The organism is Xanthomonas arboricola pv. juglandis (assembly GCF_001013475.1).
GTDB classification, from domain to species: Bacteria; Pseudomonadota; Gammaproteobacteria; order Xanthomonadales; family Xanthomonadaceae; genus Xanthomonas; species Xanthomonas arboricola.
In genome coordinates, this window is the sequence record NZ_JZEF01000006.1 from 171,452 (window position 1) to 187,341 (window position 15,890).

The 15,890-nt window shown below is 66.2% G+C and carries 12 protein-coding genes and 1 pseudogene; 10 read left to right on the top strand and 3 right to left on the bottom strand.

The features are described from left to right. The first annotated feature begins 5 nt into the window (after positions 1–5). The 6 genes from XARJCFBP2528_RS19995 (at position 6) to XARJCFBP2528_RS20020 (ending at position 11,523) form a co-directional block, all read left to right on the top strand. Entirely contained in the window at positions 6–2,216 is a 2,211-nt protein-coding gene (locus XARJCFBP2528_RS19995) for an alpha-glucuronidase family glycosyl hydrolase (RefSeq protein ID WP_016903661.1), read from the top strand. Further along, a complete protein-coding gene (locus tag XARJCFBP2528_RS20000; RefSeq protein ID WP_016903662.1) occupies positions 2,213–4,177 on the top strand; it encodes a sialate O-acetylesterase in 1,965 nt (654 codons plus the stop codon). Before XARJCFBP2528_RS19995 ends, XARJCFBP2528_RS20000 begins: the two co-directional genes overlap by 4 nt. Before the next feature lie 11 nt (positions 4,178–4,188). Then, positions 4,189–5,448 (top strand): D-mannonate dehydratase ManD, encoded by a 1,260-nt coding sequence (manD, locus tag XARJCFBP2528_RS20005; RefSeq protein ID WP_016903663.1) that lies wholly within the window; start codon positions 4,189–4,191, stop codon positions 5,446–5,448. Then, positions 5,436–7,142 carry a glycoside hydrolase family 43 protein gene (locus XARJCFBP2528_RS20010; protein WP_016903664.1) on the top strand — a complete coding sequence of 569 codons (1,707 nt, stop codon included), beginning with the start codon at positions 5,436–5,438 and terminating at the stop codon, positions 7,140–7,142. The genes manD and XARJCFBP2528_RS20010 overlap by 13 nt, the downstream gene beginning before the upstream one ends. Before the next feature lie 2 nt (positions 7,143–7,144). Next, positions 7,145–9,832, top strand: a complete 2,688-nt coding sequence (locus XARJCFBP2528_RS20015; RefSeq protein WP_047125033.1) for a glycoside hydrolase family 3 protein — start codon at positions 7,145–7,147, stop codon at positions 9,830–9,832. A 227-nt stretch (positions 9,833–10,059) separates the two neighbouring features. Next, positions 10,060–11,523: a mannitol dehydrogenase family protein gene (locus tag XARJCFBP2528_RS20020; RefSeq protein WP_016903666.1), complete on the top strand. Its 1,464-nt coding sequence runs from the start codon at positions 10,060–10,062 to the stop codon at positions 11,521–11,523. A 147-nt stretch (positions 11,524–11,670) separates the two neighbouring features. Here XARJCFBP2528_RS20020 and XARJCFBP2528_RS20025 read toward each other — a convergent pair whose 3' ends face one another. Next, the gene (locus tag XARJCFBP2528_RS20025; RefSeq protein WP_047125034.1) at positions 11,671–12,057 is read right to left on the bottom strand and encodes a bleomycin resistance protein; all 387 of its coding nucleotides are present in this window, start codon (positions 12,055–12,057) and stop codon (positions 11,671–11,673) included. Between the two features lie 473 nt (positions 12,058–12,530). Here XARJCFBP2528_RS20025 and XARJCFBP2528_RS20030 point away from each other — a divergent pair, with 473 nt between their 5' ends. From XARJCFBP2528_RS20030 to XARJCFBP2528_RS20035, 3 genes are all read left to right on the top strand, one after another. Further along, positions 12,531–12,821: a SymE family type I addiction module toxin gene (locus XARJCFBP2528_RS20030; RefSeq protein WP_047125057.1), complete on the top strand. Its 291-nt coding sequence runs from the start codon at positions 12,531–12,533 to the stop codon at positions 12,819–12,821. Positions 12,822–13,101: 280 nt separating this feature from the next. Continuing rightward, on the top strand, positions 13,102–13,260 hold the full coding sequence (locus XARJCFBP2528_RS22985; RefSeq protein ID WP_080959858.1) for a DUF2256 domain-containing protein: 159 nt from the start codon (positions 13,102–13,104) through the stop codon (positions 13,258–13,260). 232 nt (positions 13,261–13,492) lie between these two features. Continuing rightward, the gene (locus XARJCFBP2528_RS20035) at positions 13,493–14,497 is read left to right on the top strand and encodes a 2-hydroxyacid dehydrogenase (RefSeq protein WP_047125035.1); all 1,005 of its coding nucleotides are present in this window, start codon (positions 13,493–13,495) and stop codon (positions 14,495–14,497) included. A gap of 300 nt (positions 14,498–14,797) precedes the next feature. On the opposite strand, the gene XARJCFBP2528_RS23610 is transcribed toward XARJCFBP2528_RS20035, so the two are convergent. Together XARJCFBP2528_RS23610 and XARJCFBP2528_RS20045 are read right to left on the bottom strand one after the other, a co-directional pair. Next, complete coding sequence (locus XARJCFBP2528_RS23610; RefSeq protein WP_155410736.1) at positions 14,798–14,935, bottom strand: hypothetical protein; 138 nt, start codon at positions 14,933–14,935, stop codon at positions 14,798–14,800. A 72-nt stretch (positions 14,936–15,007) separates the two neighbouring features. After that, positions 15,008–15,430, bottom strand: coding sequence for a hypothetical protein (locus XARJCFBP2528_RS20045; protein WP_047125036.1), 423 nt, complete (start codon positions 15,428–15,430; stop codon positions 15,008–15,010). A 227-nt stretch (positions 15,431–15,657) separates the two neighbouring features. Between XARJCFBP2528_RS20045 and XARJCFBP2528_RS24245 the strand changes: the two are divergent. Then, positions 15,658–15,804: pseudogene (locus XARJCFBP2528_RS24245) on the top strand (DUF2256 domain-containing protein); the annotation flags it as partial. Between the last annotated feature and the right edge of the window lie 86 nt (positions 15,805–15,890).

Sequence of the window (15,890 nt, forward strand, 5' to 3'; positions counted from 1 at the left end):
GCCGCATGAGCGCGCGTGCAACGCGGCGCTGCGGCGCGTATTGCGCTGCATTGGCGCAGCCGTGGTGGCTGGCGCTGACGTTGCTGTGCGGATTGATGCTGGCCAGTGCCGGCGCGCGGGCCGAGGATGGCTACGACTTATGGTTGCGCTACCACCCGCTGGCCGACGCGGCGCAGTTGCGTGGCAGCGCAAGCGAGTTGGTCGTCGCCGGCGACTCGCCGACGTTGCAGGCTGCACGCGAGGAATTGCAGCGTGGACTGTCGGGCCTGCTTGGTGCTGCGCCGCAGTCGTCCGCCACGGTCACGCGCGATGGTGCGATCTTGCTGGGCGCGTCCGCCGCGCCGCAGATCGCGGCATTGCAGCTGCAGACCACCGGCCTGGGCCGCGAGGGCTACCTGATCCGCAGTGTCAACGTGGACGGGCATTGCACCATCGCCATCGTCGGCGGCAGCGATGTCGGTGCGCTGTATGGGGCATTCCACTTCCTGCGCCTGTTGCAGACCGGCCAGTCGCTGGCCGCGCTGGACCTGCGCGAATCGCCGCGGCTGCAGCTGCGCATGCTCAACCACTGGGACAACCTGGACGGGGTGGTCGAGCGCGGCTACGCCGGCGCCTCGTTATGGAACTGGCAGACCCTGCCGGGTTACCTGGATCCGCGCTACACCGACTACGCGCGCGCCAATGCATCGCTGGGCATCAACGGCAGCGTGCTCAACAACGTCAACGCCAAGGCCTGGAGCCTGACGCCGCAGTACCTGGACAAGGCGGCGGCACTGGCCAGGGTGTTTCGCCCTTACGGCATTCGCGTGTTTCTCAGCGCGCGCTTCAGCGCGCCGATCGAGATCGGCGGTTTGACGACCGCCGACCCGCTGGATCCGCAGGTGCGCCAGTGGTGGCGCGACACCGCCGACCAGATCTATGCACGCATTCCGGACTTCGGCGGTTTTCTGGTCAAGGCCAACTCCGAAGGCCAGCCTGGCCCGCAGGACTACGGACGCAGCCATGCCGATGGCGCCAATCTGCTGGCCGATGCGCTGGCGCCGCATGGCGGGGTGGTGATGTGGCGCGCGTTCGTCTATTCGCACGAGCAACCGGACGATCGCGCCAAGCAGGCGTACAGCGAGTTCCTGCCGCTGGATGGCCAGTTCCGCGACAACGTGATCGTGCAGGTCAAGAACGGGGCCATCGACTTCCAGCCGCGCGAGCCGTTCCATCCGCTGTTCGGTGCGATGCGCAAGACGCCGTTGATGCCGGAGTTCCAGATCACCAAGGAGTATCTGGGCTTTTCCACCCATCTGGCCTATCTGGGCACGCTGTTTGCCGAAACCCTGCAGGCCGACACCTATGCACGCGGCAAGGGCTCGACCGTTGCCAGAACCGTGGATGGCACGCTCTTCAACGATGCCAGACGCACGCGGCTGACCGGTATTGCCGGGGCGGCCAACATCGGTGCGGACCGCAACTGGAGCGGCTCGATCTTCGATCAGGCCAACTGGTATGCATACGGGCGGCTGGCGTGGAACCCGCAATTGTCGCCGCAGGCGATCGCGCAGGAGTGGGCGCGCATGAGCTTCTCCAACGATGCTGACGTGGTGACGCCGGTGGTCGACATGATGCTGCGCTCGCGCGAGGCAGTGGTGGACTACATGACCCCGCTCGGCCTGCATCACCTGATGGGGCGCGGCCATCACTACGGCCCGGCACCCTGGGACGCGGGCAGCGAGCGCCCGGATTGGGACCCGGTCTACTACCACCGCGCCGACCGTAACGGGATCGGCTTTGACCGCAGCGCCAGCGGCAGCAATGCGGTGGCGCAATACGCCAGGCCGGTGGCGCGCGTGTTCGGCGATGTGCAGCGCGTGCCGGAGCATTACCTGCTGTGGTTCCACCATGTGCCCTGGGAGCACCGCATGGCCTCCGGACGGCCGCTGTGGGACGAGCTGGTATGGCATTACGACCACGGCGTGGACGAGGTGCGTGCCATGCGCGCGACCTGGCAGGGCCTGGCCGGCAGGATCGATCCACCACGTTACCAGCAGGTGGCCAGTTTCCTGGCGATCCAGCAAGACGAAGCGCAGTGGTGGCGCGATGCCAGCATCGCCTACTTCCAGCGCGTGTCCGGGCGGCCGTTGCCAGCCGGCACGGCGCCGCCGGCGCATCCGTTGGCGTATTACCAGGCATTGCAGTTTCCGTATGCACCGGGGAATCCGAAATGAGCGCGCGCCTCTCGACGGTCGTCATGGCAGCGCTCTGCGCAGCACTGCTGCCGCGCCTGGCGCAGGCGGCCGATGCGCCGCTGCTGCATGCACTGTTTCAGGAGCATGTGGTGTTGCAGCGCGATGCGCCGATCCGGGTGTGGGGCGATGCACCCCCTGGCGCGCGCGTGAGCGTGCAACTGGATGCGCAGCAGGTGCAGGCACGCGCAGATCGGCAAGGCCACTGGGAGGCACGCCTGCCCGCGCACGCCGCGGGTGGCCCGTACAGCTTGAGCGCACGCACCAGCACCGGCGTGACGCAGCAGGTCAACGACGTGCTGATCGGCGATGTGTGGCTGTGCTCGGGCCAATCCAATATGGAATTGCAGGTGCATCGCACCCTGGATTCACGCAGCGAGATCGCCGATGCCGACAACCCGCGCATCCGCATGTTCAAGGTGCCGGCGCAGTCCAGCCCGACGCCGCAGCGCCGCTTCGGCGGCGCTGCGGCGTGGCAGCGCACCACGCCGGAGACGGTGAAGGAGTTTTCTGCCGCCTGCTACTACTTCGCGCGTGAATTGCAGAAGACCGTCGATGTGCCGATGGGCCTGATCAATGCCTCCTGGGGCGGCTCGCAACTGCAGGCCTGGATCGGCGAGAAGGCACTGCGCGCTGCCGGCGACGATGGCCCGGCGCTGGATGTGCTGGCGCGTTACGCACGCGACCCGGTGGATGCCGCGCCGCATTGGGGCGCGCTGTGGGAGGCCTGGTGGCATGCGCACGGCGAAGGCGAGCCCTGGCAGGCGGATGCGCCCGGCGCCTGGCAAACCGCACCGGCGGCATTGGGCGCGTGGGACGACTGGGGCGTGCCGCAGCTGGTCGGCTTCAACGGCATGGTCTGGTACCGCACCAGCGTGGAGCTGACGCCGGCGCAGGCCGCGCAGGACGCCAGCTTGCTGCTCGGGCCGGTGGACGAGCTGGACCAGACCTGGGTCAACGGGCGCGGCGTGGGCAGCAATTACGGTGCCGACCAGCCGCGTCGCTACAGCGTGCCGCGCGGGCGCCTGCAGGCCGGGCGCAACAGCATCGTGCTCAATGTGCTCAATACCTATCGGCGCGGTGGGCTGCTGGGCGATGCGCAATCGCGTGCGCTGCAGTTCGCCGATGGCAGCACGCTGCCGCTGGGTGCGCCCTGGCAATACCGCATCGTGCCGCCGCAACTGGGCTCGCCACCGCGCGCGCCGTGGTCGTCGGCGGCCGGGCTGACCACCTTGTACAACGGCATGATCGCCCCGCTCGGCCAGCTCGGCCTGCGTGGGGTGCTGTGGTACCAGGGCGAATCCAATGCCGGCGATGCGGTGCATTACCCGGCCTTGCTCGCTGCATGGCAACGCGATTGGCGGCAGCGCTTCGGTGCACAGTTGCCACTGCTGATCGTGCAACTGGCCAACTATGGCGCGCCGCCCACCCAGCCGGTCGACAGCGGCTGGGCGCAGCTGCGCGAGGCGCAGCGCCGCTTCGTCGCCAACGATGCGCATGCGGGCCTGGCGGTGACGATCGATATCGGCGACCGCTACGACATCCATCCGGCCAACAAGCAGGAACTGGGCCGGCGCCTGGCGCGTGCGGCGCGGCAAGTGGTGTACGGCGAGGCGCTTGCGCCTTCCGGCCCGGTGCCGCGCAGCGCGCAACGCGAAGGCGACAGCGTGCGCATCGCCTTCGACGCTGTGGACACCGCCTTGCTCAGCTATGGCGCCGATGCGCCGATCGGCTTCGAGCTGTGCGGCGCCGCGTCCAACAGCTGCCGCTATGCCATTGCCAGCTTGCACGACCACGCCATCAGCCTGCGCGTTCCCACCGGCCTGGCCGTCACGCGCGTGCGCTACTGCTGGGCCGACAGCCCGGTGTGCACCTTGTACGACCGCAGCGGCCTGCCGGCCGGCCCGTTCGAACTCCCCCTCACTGCCGCCACTTCTCCCTGAGCGAGACCACGATGTCACAGACTCCCGACTCCCCTGCTCCGCTGCAAGGCTCGGCCCGCGATCGCGAGATCGTCGAGGCGCGCGTCATCGTCACCTGCCCGGGCCGCAACTTCGTCACCCTGAAGATCCGCACCCGCTCGGGCATCACCGGGCTGGGCGATGCCACGCTCAATGGCCGCGAACTGGCGGTGGCGGCGTACCTGCAGGAACACCTGGTGCCGAACCTGATCGGCCGCGATGCCGGCCGCATCGAAGACATCTGGCAGTTCTTCTACCGCGGTGCGTACTGGCGGCGCGGCCCGGTGACGATGAGCGCGATCGCCGCGGTGGACGTGGCCTTGTGGGACATACTGGGCAAGATGGCCTGCCTGCCGCTGTATCAGCTGCTGGGCGGGCGCTCACGTGAGGGCGCGCTGGTCTACGGCCATGCCAATGGCCGCGATATCGCCGAAACCAGCGATGAGGTGGGCCGCTTCCGCGAGCTGGGCTTCATCGCCATCCGCGCGCAGTGCGGCGTGCCCGGCATCAAGAAGACCTACGGCATTTCCAGCGGCGGCAAACCGTATGAGCCGGCCGAGAGCGAACTGCCGACCGAAACGGTGTGGTCCACGCCGCGCTATCTCGGCGTGGTGCCGAAATTGTTCGAGCAATTGCGCAACGACCACGGCGATGAAATCGAACTGCTGCACGACGCACACCACCGGCTCACCCCGATCGAGGCCGCGCGGCTGGGCCGCGACCTGGAACCGTACCGGCTGTTCTGGCTGGAAGACGCCACCCCTGCAGAAAACCAGCGCGCGTTCGAGGTGATCCGCCAGCACACGGTCACTCCCTTGGCGGTGGGCGAGGTGTTCAATTCGCTGTGGGATTGCAAGCACCTGATCGAGCAGCAACTGATCGACTACATCCGCACCACGATTGTGCACGCCGGCGGCATCACCCATGTGCGCCGGCTGGCCGATTTCGCCGCGCTGCATCAGGTGCGCACCGGCTTCCACGGCGCCACCGATCTGTCGCCGGTGTGCATGGGCGCGGCATTGCACTTCGACACCTGGGTGCCCAACTTCGGCATCCAGGAATACATGTTCCATTCCGACGAGGCCAACGCGGTGTTTCCGCACGATTACGTATTCCGCGATGGCCGCCTGCATTGCGGCGAAACGCCCGGGCATGGCGTGGACATCGACGAGGCCCTGGCCGCGAAGTATCCCTACGTGCCCAAGCAGTTGCCGATCGCGCGGCTGGAAGACGGTGCGATGTGGGACTGGTGATGCGCTGGCTGCCGGCCGCACTTGCGGCACTGCTGCTTGCGGTGGCCGCGCCTGCGCGCGTGCAGGCGCAGGCGCACGCCGATGTCGCCTTCGACTGGTTCGAGTATCGCGGCGACGATGCGGTGTTCGCCACGCCGTTGCCGCCCGGCCACTACCGCAACCCGGTGCTGGCCGGGTTCTACCCGGACCCCAGCGTGACACGCGTGGGCGAGCGCTACTACCTGGTCAACTCCACGTTCGCGTATTTCCCGGCGATCCCGGTGTTCGAAAGTACCGACCTGGTGCACTGGACGCAGATCGGCAATGTGGTCGAGCGCCGCGAACAGCTCGACTACGACGGGCTGGGCGTGTCGCGTGGCATGTTCGCTGCCAGCATCCGTCATCATGCCGGGCGTTTCTATGTCGTGGGTACCTCGGTCGACAGCGGTGGCAACTTCATCGCCAGCGCCCGCAATCCCGCCGGCCCATGGTCGGCACTGACGTGGTTGCCGGGCATCGACGGCATCGACCCGTCGTTGTTCTTCGATACCGACGGCAGCGCCTACCTGCTCAACAACGGCCCGCCGGAAGGCACGCCGTTGTACGAAGGCCATCGCGCGATCTGGATGCAGCGCTTCGACCTCGCCAGCAATCAACCGGTCGGCCCGCGCAAGGTGTTGCTCAACGGTGGGGTGGATCTGGCCAGCAAGCCGATCTGGATCGAAGGCCCGCATCTGTATCAACACGACGGTTGGTATTACCTCTCGTGTGCCGAAGGCGGCACCGGGCCGCAGCATTCGCAGGTGGTGCTGCGCAGCCGCACTGTGTGGGGGCCGTTTGAGCCCTCGCCGCACAATCCGATCCTGACCCAACGCGACCTGCCGGCTGATCGCGCGCACCCGGTCAGCAATGCCGGGCATGTGGATCTGGTGGACACACCGGACGGGCAATGGTGGGCGGTGTTCCTGGCCAGCCGCCCGTATGCGGGCGAACGCTACAACACCGGGCGCGAAACCTTCCTGCTGCCAGTGCACTGGCGCGATGGCTGGCCGTCGATCCTGCCGGCCGGCGAGCCGATTCCGTCTGTCGCACAGAGCCCGCGCGGCGCCAAGACACCGGCCGATCAAGCCCCGTTGTCGGGCAACTTCACCTGGCGCGACGACTTCGCCGGCACCTCGCTGCAGCGCGAATGGCTATCTCTGCGTGTGCCCAAACATGAGGTGGCCGATCTAAGCGCACGCACCGGTTGGCTGACCCTCCACGCCAGTGCGCAAGGGTTGGATAGCACCGCCACACCCGCCTTCCTCGCGCGGCGCCAGCAACACACGCGCTTTGCCGCGAGCACCGCGTTGGCGGTGCCCACGCAGGCCGGCGTCAGTGCTGGACTCGCCGCCTTCCAGAATTCCAACGCGTGGTATGCGTTGGGCGTGCGACGCAACGGCGATGCGCTGGACGTCTTCCTCGACAAGCGCGAGGGCGCAAAGACCACCACGCTCGCACGCACCCGCATCCCCGCAACGGCGCAGCTGCGCCTGCAGATCAGCGGCGACGGCGACGCGTACAGCTTCGCCTTCGATGCCGATGGGCGCGGCTGGCAATCGCTACACCGCAACGATGCTGCGGGCATGCTCAGCACCGCACAGGCCGGCGGCTTCGTCGGCAGCATGATCGGGCCGTTTGCCCAGCTGGAACCGCACCGCACCCAGGAGGACTGACCATGCATTCGCACCCCGCCCACCGCGCCACCACCCCGCGTCGCCCACCTGCGCGCGGCTTACTGCTGGCGATGGCGCTGGCCGCCACCGGCACGCAGGCCGCAACGCCGCCGCCGTATCTGGACACCCAACGCCCCTTCGACGCACGTGCGGCCGACCTGGTGTCGCGCATGACGCTGGAAGAAAAGGCCGCGCAGATGCAGAACGCCGCCCCGGCCATCCCACGCCTGCAGGTGCCCGAATACGATTGGTGGAACGAAGCGCTGCACGGCGTGGCGCGTGCCGGCGGCGCCACCGTGTTTCCGCAGGCGATCGGCCTGGCTGCTACGTTCGATACCCCGTTGATGGCCGAGGTGGCCACCGCCATCAGCGACGAAGCGCGCGCCAAGCACCACGCCTTCCTGGCGCGCGGCGAGCACAAGCGCTACCAGGGGCTGACCTTCTGGTCGCCCAACATCAACATCTTCCGCGACCCGCGCTGGGGCCGCGGGCAGGAAACCTATGGCGAAGACCCGTTTCTGACCGCGCGCATGGGCGTGACCTTTGTGCAGGGCCTGCAGGCGCAGCAAGGGCCGTACCGCAAGCTCGATGCCACCGCCAAGCACTTCGCCGTGCACAGCGGCCCGGAGGCCGACCGTCACCACTTCGACGTGCATCCCAGCGAGAGCGATCTCCATGAAACCTATCTGCCCGCCTTTCAGGCCCTGGTGCAGGAAGGCAAGGTCGCCGCAGTGATGGGCGCCTACAACCGCGTCAATGGCGAATCCGCCTCGGCCAGCACGCGGCTGGAAGGCATCCTGCGCCGCGACTGGGGCTTCGATGGTTACATCGTCAGCGACTGCGCCGCCATCCGCGATATCTGGCAGAACCACAAGATCGTGCCCACGCCCGAGGCCGCCGCCGCGCTCGGCGTCAGGCATGGCACCGACCTGGATTGCGGCGACACCTATGCCGCGCTGCCGGTGGCGGTGCGTGCCGGCCTGATCGACGAGGCCAGCATCGACACCGCGCTCAAGCGGCTGATGACCTCGCGCATGCGGCTGGGCATGTTCGATCCGCCGGCCAAGGTGCCGTGGGCGCAGATTCCTGCGGCGGTGAATCAATCGCCAGAGCACGATGCACTGGCCCGCCGCACCGCGCGTGAATCGCTGGTGCTGCTGAAGAACGACGGACTGCTGCCACTCAAACCCACGCTCAAGCGCATTGCCGTGATCGGCCCTACCGCCGACGACCCGATGTCGCTGCTGGGCAATTACTACGGCACGCCAGCCGCGCCGGTCACCATCCTGCAAGGCATCCGCGACGCCGCACCGCAGGCACAGGTGGTCTACGCGCGCGGCAGCGATCTGGTGGAAGGGCGCGAAGACCCCAATGCCGCTGCACCGATCGACACCCGCTATCTGCGCCCGGCGCCGGATGCCAAGCAGAACGGCCTCACCGGCGACTACTTCCGTGGACGTGCGTTGGCCGGCCAGCCGGTGCTGACCCGCATCGACCCGCGCATCGCCTTCCGCTGGGACCGCAATGCGCCCACCGACGATGCCGTGGGCCGCGGTGAACTGCAGGCCGACCGTGCGCTGGCCAAGGACGACTTCAGCGTGCGCTGGCATGGCCAGCTGCTGCCGCCTGTGTCGGGCACCTACGAGCTGCAGATTGCCGCCGACGATGGCGTGCGCCTGTTTCTGGACGGCAAGCTGCTCATCGATCAATGGAGCGAGGCCCCGCGCATGCGCGGCGGCAATGCCAGCGTCGTGCTGGAAGGCGGCAAGGCCTACGACCTGCGCGTGGAATACTTCGAGGCCACACGCGATGCCGGCGTGCGTCTGGCCTGGCGCATGCCCGGCGCCAAGCCGCCGCTGCAGGAAGCGGTGGACGCCGCACGCAACGCCGAGGTGGTGGTGTTCGTCGGCGGACTCACCGGCGATGTCGAAGGCGAGGAGATGGACGTCAACTATCCCGGCTTTGCCGGCGGCGACCGCACCGACACCCGCCTGCCCAAACCGCAGCGCGAATTGCTGCAGGCACTGCAGGCCACCGGCACGCCGGTGGTTGCGGTGTTGACCACCGGCTCGGCGCTGGCGATCGACTGGGCGCAGCACCACGTGCCCGCCATCCTGCTGGCCTGGTACCCCGGCCAACGCGGCGGCAGCGCGGTCGGCGATGTGCTGTTCGGCCAGGCCAGTCCCGGCGGCCGCCTGCCGATCACCTTCTACAAGGAAGACGAGCGCCTGCCCGCCTTCGACGATTACGCCATGCGCGGCCGCACCTATCGCTACTTCGCCGGCAAGCCGCTGTATCCGTTCGGCCACGGCCTGTCGTACACGCAGTTTGCGTATTCGGATCTACGCCTTGATCGCACCACGGTTGCAGCCGATGGCACGCTCACAGCCACGGTCACGCTGAAGAACACCGGCCAACGCGCAGGCGATGAAGTGGTGCAGCTGTATCTGCATCCGCTCAAGCCGCAACGCGAACGCGCCATCAAGGAACTGCGCGGCTTCCAGCGCATCACCCTGCAACCCGGCGAACAACGCCAGCTGCGCTTCACCCTCAAGGCGCAAGACGCCTTGCGCATCTACGACGAGCAGCGCAAGGCCTACGCAGTGGATCCAGGCGACTACGAAGTACGGATCGGCGCTTCCAGCGCAGACATCCGCAGCACACAACGCTTTACCGTCACCGACAAGTAGCAGCCGTTGACACCCTCGCCATGCGGACGTGGGCGAAGAACCCACTCAGCCGCGATTGCCCTAAGCCCCTCTCGCCGGGGCGAAGAGGCACCGCTTGCGCGCCACTGGCGCGCGCGCCTTGGAGCGCCCACGTCGCAAGACGTGGGCCGGGGCGCGGAGCGGGGGTTGGGGTGAGGGTACGGCCACAGGCGAACTTGCAGCACCCCCACGATTCCAAACAAAAACCCATGCCAATTCCAACGCTCTCCATCGCAACACTCGCGCACCTACCAACCACCGTCCTCACTCCCAGCTACGACCCCAAACAGACCACCATCGGCATCGTCCATCTAGGCGCAGGCGCCTTCCACCGCGCCCACCAGGCCGTCTACATCGATGACCTGCTCGCGCAAGATCCCACCTGGGCCATCTGCGCCGTCTCCCTGCACAACCCGAGCGTGCGCGACGCCCTGCGCCCGCAGGACGGCCTGTACACCCTCGCCCTGCTCGACAAGCACCCGCAACTGCGCATCATCGGCGCCATCCGCGAGGTGCTGTGCGCCGCCGACGAACAAACCGCCGTGCTCGCACGCCTGGCCGATCCCGCCGTGCGCCTGGTTACCCTCACCGTCACCGAAAAAGGCTATTGCCTCGCAGGCGACACGCTCGACCTCGCCCATCCCGACATCGCGCACGACATCGCCAACCCCGGCACACCGCGCAGCGCCATCGGCTATCTGGTCGCCGGCCTGCAACGACGCAAGCAGCAGGGCAGCGCACCGTTCACCGTCCTCAGCTGCGACAACCTACCCGACAACGGCAACCTGCTACGCCGCGCAGTCTTGCTGCTCGCACAGCAAACCGATCCCGCGCTTGCGGGTTGGATCGACCGGCAGGTCAGCTTCCCGCGCTCGATGGTCGACAGCATCACCCCCGCCACCGACGACGCACTGCGCGCCAACGTACAAGCGCAAACCGGTCTGCACGACGCCTGGCCGATCCAGCGCGAGCGCTACAGCCAGTGGGTGATCGAAGACCGCTTCTGCAACGGCCGCCCCGGTTTCGAAAACGCAGGCGTGACCCTCAGCGACGACATCGCCGGCTACGCACGCGCCAAACTGCGCCTGCTCAACGGCCCGCACTCCGCACTCGCCTATCTCGGCAGCCTGCTCGATCTGGAAACCGTCGCCGACGCCATGCGCCACACGCAACTGGCCACCTTTGTCGAAGCCCTGATGCGCGAGGACATCGCCCCCACCCTGCAGCCCATGCCGGGCTTCGACCCACAGCACTACATCGACGCCATCCTCGCCCGCTTCCGCAACCCCGCCATCCGCCACCTGCTCGCCCAGATCGCATGGGATGGCTCGCAGAAGATTCCGGTGCGCCTGCTCGGCGTCATCAGCGATGCATTGGACGCCGGGCGCCGGGTCGACCGGCTCTGCATTCCGGTAGCGGCCTGGCTGCAGTTCGTGCGCAGGCGGGCGGCCAACGGCATTACCCTGGTCGATCCACTGAGCGAGGTCCTCAGCGACATCGCCCATTCGACCACCGGCGATGCCAGCCATGACATCGCGGCATTCCTCACCGTGGATGCGGTGTTCGCTACGCTCTCTGGCGAAGCGCGTTTTGTGGAGGCACTGCGCGCTACCTATGCTGCGCTGGGCACTGCAACACCGGCACAGATACAGCTGGCAATCGATGCAAGGTGACGCACGGCAAACGCATCGCCGACTGCCATCGCATGCCAGCAAGGCCAGATGTCTGCATCGTGCGATGTCGGGCAGCGTGTATATCGTGCCACCTGACCGATAGCCTGTTCCGGATATGCAGATACGCAGATGTAGGCGATTGGACGCCTAGCCACCGATGACCTGCCCAATCCTGATCAGATTGCCGTTCTCATCGACAAGCGCAAATTCCCGCATCCCCCACGGCTTGTCGCTGACAGCATCGAGCCTGGGGATGCCGTGCGCCGGAAGCTGCGCGGCACGCATGGCGGCGTAGACCGCATCGACATCGCCAACCCGGATATAGCAGCCCGCATAGCAGGCCGCAGGATCCAGGTCCGGGTGTGCGAAGAAATGCAGCTCCACATCGCCACGCGTCAGGATCGCGTAGCCCACATCGTGCGGATGCGCGTCGCCGACAAAGCCCAGCCGCCGATAGAAGGCGACCGTGTGTTCGATCGAGCGACCGGGGAGTAGTGGGATCGCACGGTCTGGCGTTTCGGCAGTGGAAGTCATCGCTTTCTCGTAGTGGGATAACGAAGCCGTCTTTGAGCACAACGATACGCCAGATACGAGGGATCGGTTGGGAGCCGTGCCGTGCTGTCTTGACTCGCTGTGTTGGCGAGTAGCAAGATCCCTCTGCTGCGGCACATTCCGCAGCCGGGTTTAGCAGCCCGTAATCACAAGGCGCACCAGCGCCCATTGCACGATGTCGGCGCTTTTCTTTTGCCCGACTTATCGCATGGGCAGGCGTGCTCGCTTTACGGCGGGCGGTGCGCGGAGACCGCAAGGTCTGCCGGTTCCTTGTGACCGGTCTGCTAACCGCGCATCGTCCGCCACCCTCGTTTAGCAGCGATGCGGCGGACTTCCTATCGCACAAGGAGTTCGATATGACCCGTCCAAAAGCAACCGCCCGTGCACGCGCTGCATCGCCTTCCAGTCGATCTGTTGTGACACGCGCCAGATCCAAGCACCGCCCGGCCGCCAGCATGACCGACGCTGAGCCAGCGGTGGATCCAGCGCTGGCGCCTACCCCGCCCTTGCGCAAGCCCGGCTTCCGCATTCCAGAGCGGGTCACCATGAGCTACCAGCACTACGACGTGCGGCGTGCCGAGGATGTCATCGGTTGCGCGGTGCCCAAGCTGCGGCTGTCCGGGCGCTGGCTGGAACACTGCGGTTTCGCAGTGGGTGATGCCTTGCGGGTGACGGTGGGACGCGGCGTGTTGTTGATCAGCCGCGTGGCGCCTGCGGTACCAGCGGTGAGATCGCGCCGCAGGTGACACGCCTGGGGCGAGCACCCTTGCCCGGCGCTTTGCGGTTCCTTCTCCCGTGCACGGGAGAAGGGACGCATCCTGCTCTTGTCTGGATTGGAGAAGGGAGGCCGGCTGTTCCTGTTTGCGCGTGAGAGCAGAGGTGTCTGTTGCGGTGCGGAGCAGCAAGCGCAGGGGTGTCGGCGGCAGAGAGCATCTTGCCTGCAATGGCATCTGCACCACATCGCTCGACATGACATGCTTGGCCTCACCTACGCCCCACCCACTTTCGGACAGGTTCAAGCGCCACATGGCCATGCGCAAGAAACACGAGTTGCCGGAAAAGCCCTGCATGCAATGCGGGCGGCCGTTTCGTTGGCGCAAGAAGTGGGAGCGCGTGTGGGACGAAGTGAAGTACTGCTCCGACCGTTGCCGTGGCGAGAGCAAGCGGACGCGTCCGATTCCGTGACCTACGCGGTGTGTTGATCGCCGATCGACAACACGCGCAACCCCATCGCCAAACCAGCGCACACCGACGCAGACGCGTAGTGTTGGTGCGCGACATGCTTAGACTCTGTCCGTCAGGCTGACGTCCATGCCGCCGCTTGAGCTAGCCTCATCCGCACTGATTGGCGAATGTCAGTGGCAGACACATGGCATCTGATGGGTCACTGTCCTTCCGCACCGATGGAGTTCTCTGCATGAAAATGGCTGTCTTCAGCACGCGCCCTTACGACAAGCGCTTTCTCGATGAAGCGAAACTACGCCCAGGCACGCAATGTGCAGCCGAGTTCGTTTATTTCGAGGCATCGCTCGATCTGCAGACGGCAGCATTGGCACAGGGCTGCGAGGTGGTCTGCGTGTTCGTCAACGACCAGCTCGATGCGCCCGTGCTGCAGGCACTACACGCGGCCGGTGTGCGCGCGGTGCTGCTGCGCTGCGCCGGTTTCAACAATGTGGATCTTGCTGCGGCCACCGCACTTGGGCTGTTCGTGGCACGCGTGCCGGCCTACTCGCCCGAAGCGGTGGCCGAGCACACCCTGGCGCTGGTCATGACGCTCAACCGCCAGACGCACCGCGCCTACAACCGCGTGCGCGAGTGCAACTTCATGCTCAATGGCCTGCTCGGCCGCACCTTGCACGGCAAGACGGTGGGCCTGATCGGGCTGGGCAAGATCGGGCTGGCGACTGCGCGTATCTTTCAAGGGATGGGCTGCGACGTGCTGGGCTTCGACCCTTATCCCACGCCTGGCTTCGATGCGCTCGGGCAGCGGGTGGAGCTGGAGACGCTGTTCGCACGCTCGGACATCGTCTCGCTGCACTGCCCGCTGACACCGGCAACGCAGCACCTGATCGATGACGCGGCGCTGGCGTCGATGAAGCCGGGGGCGATGCTGGTCAACACCTCGCGCGGTGGTTTGGTGGATACCGATGCGGTGATCCGCGCACTCAAGTCCCGCCAGCTCGGCCATCTGGCCATCGATGTCTACGAACAGGAAAGCGCGTTGTTCTTCCAGGACCGCTCGGGCGAGATCATCGACGACGAAGTGTTCCAACGCTTGATGACCTTCCCCAATGTGCTGGTGACCGGGCACCAGGGATTCTTCACTGCCGAGGCATTGCAGGAGATCTCAGACATCACCCTGCGCAACCTTGCCGATTTCGCTGCCGGTTCCCCATGCGCGAATCGTGTTCCGGCACCTTAGCGTCACCTTCTCGCTCACCACCCGCGCAGGTTCGACGCATCGACTCCACTGTCGTGGTACTCGGGTTCAAGCCGGTACGGCAGTTGCCTGGCGACGCAGCGCACAGATCCGCGTGCAACCAACCGCGACGGCCAGCCCCAGCTGACCGGTGTACCAGCTCACCTGCCGCAAGTATCCACCCAGGCAGCAGTTGACTGCATGGCCCAGTGGCCGCACCCGCCTGTGGCCCCGGCGCATGTATGCATCCCGGATCACCGGCGCCACGCCCTGCAGCAGAACCGGGCCCAGCCGGCTTGCCAATCAGTATGCAAACACGTCGATACCCACCATCTCCAGCAGTGGTATGGTCGCTGCAACCTCCGGATTGGATGCGATGCAGGCAATCGCCAGCGTGGTGATGGCAATGACCGACCTGCGGTTCAAGTTGATCGACCACATGTCGATGGTCCTGAGCGCCCTCTGGATGTCATGCAGATCTGCACAATTCAGACACCTTGGCTTGCCTGCCGGTCACGATACCCGGACGCCCTGGCTGCCGCCGGATGTATTGAAGATGCGCGTCAGCACCAGCACGAGCAGGACCACAAAGCTCAACTCCCACACATAGAATGCGGCGCCCACGTGATCGATCATGACTTGCTGGCCAGCCTCGTTCTTGTCGAACCGGGTTGCGCGAAAGGTATCCAACCCAATCAGGCAAGCCGCTACCAACAGGGCCGCCGCCATCTTGTCCGCCTTGAGCAAATAACACAGCCATGCCAGCAGGAACAGCTGGTTACTCATCCAGGCCAGGCACTGGCCATCGAGCACCTGCATCCAGCCAAGCAGCAGGATGACAAATCCACCCAGTTGATCATTACCGCCATGCAGTGCAGGAAGGCACAGCGAAATGCCGTACAGCAGGGCAGATAGCAGAAGTGGAAACAGCTTCATGGGCGTCCTTGTCTGATGATGAGGCGAGTGCATGTCCCCGCGTTAGAGGGGCTCGTTCCATCTCGGCACAAGCCAACCTGCATCACGATAGACACTGCGCGTGCCGCTTTCACAACCACGCTGCCAAGCCCGCTGACGCATCCCGTGGAGCGGCGGAGGCTTCGGGCCAATGCATCGCTATGGCATGCTTGAACCCCTGCCGCACAGCGTCCGACGTCCGCCTTCCCATGGCCGCCCACAAGAAGCAGAACTTGCCGGAAAAGCTCTGCGTTCAATGCAGGCGACCCTTCTGCTGGCGCAAGAAGTGGGAAAAGGTGTGGGACGAGGTGAAGTATTGTTCGGACCAATGCCGCCGAAACAGCAAGCGGCAGCGCCCGGAACAATCGTCTGCTCACGCGCAACCCATCTCTCCCGTGCCGTCGCGCGTGAGCCGAGCGGGTTCGGCCATTCTGACAGCCGG

Bases quoted from the DNA above. Each gene is read 5' to 3' on its own strand.
- XARJCFBP2528_RS19995 (WP_016903661.1), top strand. From the start codon at position 6: ATGAGCGCGCGTGCAACGCGGCGCTGCGGCGCGTATTGCGCTGCATTG.
- XARJCFBP2528_RS20000 (WP_016903662.1), top strand. From the start codon at position 2,213: ATGAGCGCGCGCCTCTCGACGGTCGTCATGGCAGCGCTCTGCGCAGCA.
- manD (WP_016903663.1), top strand. From the start codon at position 4,189: ATGTCACAGACTCCCGACTCCCCTGCTCCGCTGCAAGGCTCGGCCCGC.
- XARJCFBP2528_RS20015 (WP_047125033.1), top strand. From the start codon at position 7,145: ATGCATTCGCACCCCGCCCACCGCGCCACCACCCCGCGTCGCCCACCT.
- XARJCFBP2528_RS20020 (WP_016903666.1), top strand. From the start codon at position 10,060: ATGCCAATTCCAACGCTCTCCATCGCAACACTCGCGCACCTACCAACC.
- XARJCFBP2528_RS20025 (WP_047125034.1), bottom strand. From the start codon at position 12,057: ATGACTTCCACTGCCGAAACGCCAGACCGTGCGATCCCACTACTCCCC.
- XARJCFBP2528_RS20030 (WP_047125057.1), top strand. From the start codon at position 12,531: ATGACCGACGCTGAGCCAGCGGTGGATCCAGCGCTGGCGCCTACCCCG.
- XARJCFBP2528_RS22985 (WP_080959858.1), top strand. From the start codon at position 13,102: ATGGCCATGCGCAAGAAACACGAGTTGCCGGAAAAGCCCTGCATGCAA.
- XARJCFBP2528_RS20035 (WP_047125035.1), top strand. From the start codon at position 13,493: ATGAAAATGGCTGTCTTCAGCACGCGCCCTTACGACAAGCGCTTTCTC.
- XARJCFBP2528_RS23610 (WP_155410736.1), bottom strand. From the start codon at position 14,935: ATGTGGTCGATCAACTTGAACCGCAGGTCGGTCATTGCCATCACCACG.
- XARJCFBP2528_RS20045 (WP_047125036.1), bottom strand. From the start codon at position 15,430: ATGAAGCTGTTTCCACTTCTGCTATCTGCCCTGCTGTACGGCATTTCG.